This is a genomic window from Gilliamella sp. Bif1-4 (assembly GCF_001690535.1).
Classification (GTDB): Bacteria; Pseudomonadota; Gammaproteobacteria; order Enterobacterales; family Orbaceae; genus Gilliamella; species Gilliamella bombi.
The window spans coordinates 1-5,188 of sequence record NZ_LZHC01000083.1; the positions used below are offsets into that span (position 1 = coordinate 1).

The 5,188-nt window shown below is 37.7% G+C and carries 6 protein-coding genes; all 6 read right to left on the reverse strand.

What is annotated here, in order from left to right; translation table 11 throughout:
* The coding region (locus tag A9G25_RS11825) for an IS3 family transposase (RefSeq protein ID WP_141675101.1) at nucleotides 1-372 on the reverse strand (372 nt) is incomplete at its 3' end.
* Entirely contained in the window at nucleotides 369-650 is a 282-nt protein-coding gene (locus A9G25_RS11830) for an IS3 family transposase (RefSeq protein ID WP_065625218.1), read from the reverse strand. The genes A9G25_RS11825 and A9G25_RS11830, both read right to left, overlap by 4 nt.
* Nucleotides 651-888: 238 nt before the next feature.
* Nucleotides 889-1,299: a barstar family protein gene (locus A9G25_RS11835; RefSeq protein WP_051634386.1), complete on the reverse strand. Its 411-nt coding sequence runs from the start codon at nucleotides 1,297-1,299 to the stop codon at nucleotides 889-891.
* A 12-nt stretch (nucleotides 1,300-1,311) separates the two neighbouring features.
* A complete protein-coding gene (locus A9G25_RS11840) occupies nucleotides 1,312-2,973 on the reverse strand; it encodes a VENN motif pre-toxin domain-containing protein (RefSeq protein ID WP_065627066.1) in 1,662 nt (553 codons plus the stop codon).
* A gap of 319 nt (nucleotides 2,974-3,292) precedes the next feature.
* Nucleotides 3,293-3,577, reverse strand: coding sequence for a hypothetical protein (locus A9G25_RS11845; protein WP_065627067.1), 285 nt, complete (start codon nucleotides 3,575-3,577; stop codon nucleotides 3,293-3,295).
* Nucleotides 3,578-3,584: 7 nt separating this feature from the next.
* On the reverse strand, nucleotides 3,585-5,188 hold a 1,604-nt coding region (locus A9G25_RS11850), incomplete at its 5' end, for a VENN motif pre-toxin domain-containing protein (RefSeq protein ID WP_176701135.1).

Genomic DNA, 5,188 nt, shown 5'->3' on the forward strand with positions numbered 1-5,188 from the left:
CCATGTTTTATTAGGCTTATCAGGATTAAATTGCCTATCTAACGTGTTGGGCGCAATATTGTGATGAGCCTTGTCTGTTTTATGCTTGAATTTACGTGCTGCTTTACTCCGTAATCCCAATTGTTGCAAAACACGGCTAATTGTCCTTTCTGAAACTTGATAGCCTGCTTCTCTTGCATCATGAAGCAGGCTTGGCGCACCCAAACGGGCTTTATGTTGCCAATACTGCTTTTGGATATACTCGCTGAGTTTAACTGATTTGTTTGCTCTTTTTAACCAAGCATAATAACCCGATGAACTGACACCAAGTAATGAGCATATCCTAGTAACGGGATAGCAGGTTAAATGATTTTTCATATAAGCGTACTTCATCGACTTGGATTGTTGATGAAGTACACATGCGCCTTTTTTAGTATATCATTAGCCATTTTCAGTTCTTTAATCTCTTTTTCTAACGCCATAATCCGCTGTTGCTCAGCGGTTAACTCTCGACGGCTGGTTTTATTCGGGGAAAGTTGCCTAATCCATTTATCTAGGGTTGATTTACCCACACCTAGATGATTGGCAAGTTCGCTGATAGAAAGGTGTGCATTAGATAACGCATAATCCACTGATTGTTGTTTGAATTCGATATTAAATTTTTTGACCATGATATTTGTCTCCTATGATTTTTGTTTATACCATAGAGGCAACTTTTGTCCACTTTTTTGGCGAGGATCACGCAATTAAGTTTAGGTCGCCATGGGTTAAAATTTCACTGCCCACCACCTCTTCAATATCAACCTTGCGGGTGTGATTTTTATTCCATATTGAGTCTTGATAGCTTTGCGTTTTCAAGGTCGATAAATTGATATCGTTCCCCGCAATCACACTTGAGATGAAATCAATTTACTCTACAAGTAACACTAAAAAACCTTTTGTTTTTCCTCCTACTACAGTATGAGTAACTTCCTCCGCCCAAAAAGGAAAAATGGTCTCATCAAATTCATTCAAAATTCGATCTTTTTCTTTAGGATAACAACTCAGCATTTTTGTAAAATTTTCTATAACTAATATGTATCCATCATATTGATCTATCCACGACAAATCTCTCATCCAATCGTTATAAGCATCAATGCTCGTTGTGTTAGAAAATATACCGAATGGAAACTGGAAAGCTGCAATTATTGCATTCATATAATCACTAATAGTAGAAATAAGTGATCCATCAATTTTTGCAAAAAAATAATTTTTGAAATTCAGATTTTCAATATATTGATTTTCTTGTTCTTTATTAATATAAATAATTTGGTTCTTCATTTTAATTAACCTCTATTTAGTTACTTTTATAAATGTTTGATAATGATTATTTGTATAATAAACAGAACCATTGCTTCCTTGAACAAATCTTTCGGCATCTCTGGCTTGTCCTTGAATTTTATTATTGACATCAAATTCTCTATAAGTAATTGGATTTCCATTGCTATCAACTTTAGGTAATTTATTATCGCTATTTTTAAATATTCTTCCTGCATTAGTTCCTGGGGTCTGACCATTAAAATTACCATTCCAACCATTTTTTTCATATTGTGAAAATGTATCTCTAACATTATTTGGAAGCTCATCAAGTTTCTTTTCTTTAATCCTCTCGGTTGAATTTGATTTATTATTATTTTTGTCATCATCAGGCGGTAATCCAGAAGCCCCACCTGCTGAACTACTTCCAACTCCTGTTAACGTATTATCATTATCTTTCTTATCACCTTTCTCTTTTAGGTAATCATTATAATAACGTTCATAAGTTTTTAGTACTGCATCTTCAAAGAACCCATCACCCATTGGATCGACTAATGCAAGTTCAATTAGTCTTCGTTGTTCCAAATTTAGACTTTCTAAAAATGCTTTTGATTCTGCTGCTGTAAGACCTTCAGCCATTAATACATCTACCGCATTAATACTAACTGGCGCACCAATTTCACTTGGGCGTACTAGATACCACGCAGCTCTAGCTAAATTATTATTCTCAACCGCATTTTTCCCCGCAGCAACGCCAGTATTCACATCTTGAATATCACCACCGGCAGCGGCTATTGCTAGGCCTGTCGCTAGTTGTGATAGGGCGCTGATTTGTTGTCTTTCTTCTTGTGATAATTCCGCTACTGTTTTACCTGGGTAAAGAATACCCATGATAACCTCAGCACCACGTTCACTTGCAGCAGCACCTAAGCCACCCACTAGAGCTGAGTTGCCTTGTAGCTCGGCTACCACCGCACCGAGTATCGCATGGCTGACGGTGTTGGCAACGGTGTTTCCTTCGGTCTGTTGTTTGATAATAGTCGCAATTTTTGGTGCAAGTGCCCCTGCGGCTGCCCCTGTCATGTCACCACTGATTAAGCCGTTGATGATACTAACCGCCATGTCAATGCCTTGACGGGTGTCACTGCCCATCGCTGACATGCCTTCGTTCATCGCCTTTTTGTAGGCGTCTTCGTAGATTTTTTGTTGCTCTTCTTCTGTTAGTCCCTTGTTTTTACTTTTCTCTTTTTTCTTTTCAACCGCTTCTTTTGCCTTGGATTCGGCTCTTATCCGGTCTATATGATTAAGCATCGTTAACGTTTCACCACCAATTTCACTCACTAAATGCGTTTGGTCGATGATGTCTTGCTCTTTTTGTTTGTTAAAAATGTGTTTGAGTTCGTTATTCGCCTGCTCAGTATCATGACTTAATTCGTTGATATCTTGTTTTTGAGCATCCTTATTGCGGATAATTATCGTCCCTTCCGATACCGCTGAATGCGTCGTCGAATGCTCGCTTTCGTTTTTATTGCGGCTGGTTGGCATCGATGGCATGCCGCTAGAGCTTACCCCTGCACTGCTGCTACTGACTTGGTAGTCCGCTTTGTTTTCGATATCACTAAAGCTGATTGTGCCGGTGTCAAGGCGGTTTTGGCTCTTGTCTTTCGCTTCTGAGGTTATCACCGCCACGGCTAGCACAAAAAAACACCAAGAAAAACTCAAATAAAATCAATACTTTTCATGGTCGATTTTTTGTAAGTAAAAATAGTGAGTTAATGTATTTTTTATGTTTTAGATAGAAAGAGATATAACACAATGCGCAATACACCAAGTGGCTTTATTTACTGCTGAGGAGCATAAAAATAATAATGACTAAAGTGTATACTAAGCAAAAATTAGAGATTTAAAAAAATTAATTATTAAATTTAGTGACAGAATTAACTGTCACTTTTTTAATAACAAATACACTAATATAGGCTAGGTTTGTCGGGTTATGTTTGAGTTACTACATATAATTTTACATATCTAACTTATCTGCTATATATCTTAAAAGACTAGACAACTTTCTCAAATTACCACTAGTAACTATATCTTGATTTATAGAATAAGATAAAAATTGATAATCTTCGCTTAATTGCCCCATATCAAGTTCTTTTGGTTCATTATAAAGATCATATAGCAAATCAGACGGTATATTCCAATAAAAATCATAATCGAGAGGTATGTTGTGAATACCGTTACCTTTTAATTCTTTTATAATTAAATTAAAAAAATTTTCTATTCTATCTAGTTCAATATTCATAAATAATTTATCCTTTATTTTTTATTTTATTAATATTATTTTTAAAAGTATTAATTTCATGTTCTAAATGTTTAATTCTAGCATTTATAATTTTTTGCCTAATTTCTTCATTTGGTGCATTTTTTAAATGTCCTTTATTATCAAAAGAATATGGATCTCTTTTATATTCTGCTAATTTTTTTTCATGTAATCTTATTTGTTCTTCAAGTGACCTAACTGTCCTTTGTTCACTTACATTTAAGGTTTTTTCTACATTAGAATTACCCTTTCCGACTTTACCTCCAACACCTTTTTTATCGCTATTACGAGATGATTCTTTTGGAGATTTATCATCGTCATCATCAGGCGGTAATCCAGAAGCCCCGCCTGCTGTACTACTTCCAGTTCCTGCTAACGTATTATCCGTATTTTTCTTACCCTCCTTCTTCTTTAGATAATCATTATAATAACGCTCATAAGTTTTTAGTACTGCATCTTCAAGGAACCCATCTCCCATTGGATCGACTAATGCAATTTCAATTAGTCGCCTTTGTTCCAAATTTAGACTTTCTAAAAATGCTTTTGATTCTGCTGCTGTAAGACCTTCAGCCATTAATACATCTACCGCATTAATACTAACTGGTGCACCAATTTCACTTGGGCGTACTAGGTACCACGTAGCTCTAGCTAAATTATTATTCTCAACCGCATTTTTACCCGCAGCAACGCCAGTATTCACATCTTGAATATCACCACCGCTAGCGGCTATCGCAAGGCCGGTCGCTAGTTGTGATAGGGCGCTGATTTGTTGTTTTTCTTCTTGGCTTAGGTTTTTGATGTCTTTATCAGGGTAAAGGATACCCGCAATAACCTCAGCACCACGTTCACTTGCGACAGCGCCTAAACCACCCACTAGGGCGGAGTTGCCTTGTAGCTCGGCTACCACCGCACCGAGTATCGCATGGCTGACGGTGTTGGCAACGGTGTTTCCTTCGGTCTGTTGTTTGATAATAGTCGCAATTTTTGGTGCAAGTGCCCCTGCGGCTGCCCCTGTCATGTCACCACTGATTAAGCCGTTGATGATACTAACCGCCATGTCAATGCCTTGACGGGTATCACTGCCCATCGCTGACATGCCTTGGTTCATCGATTCTTTGTAGGCGTCTTCGTAGATTTTTTGTTGCTGCTTGTCGGTTAACACGATGCCTTTGTCTGCGGCTTTTTCTTGTTCTTTTTCTACCGCTTCTTTTGCCTTGGATTCAGCTCTTATCCGGTCAATATGATTAAGCATCGTTAACGTTTCACCACCAATTTCACTTACTAACTGCGTTTGGTCGATGATGTCTTGCTCTTTTTGTTTGTTAAAGATGTGTTTGAGCTCGTTATTCGCCTGCTCAGTATCATGGCTTAATTCGTTGATATCTTGTTTTTGGTCATCCTTATTGCGGATAATTATCGTCCCTTCCGATACCGCTGAATGCGTCGTCGAATGCTCGCTTTCGTTTTTATTGCGACTGGTTGGCATCGATGGCATGCCGCTAGAGCTTACCCCTGCACTACTGCTACTGACTTGGTAGTCCGCTTTGTTTTCGATATCACTAAAGCTGATTGTGCCTGTGTCAAGGCGGTTTT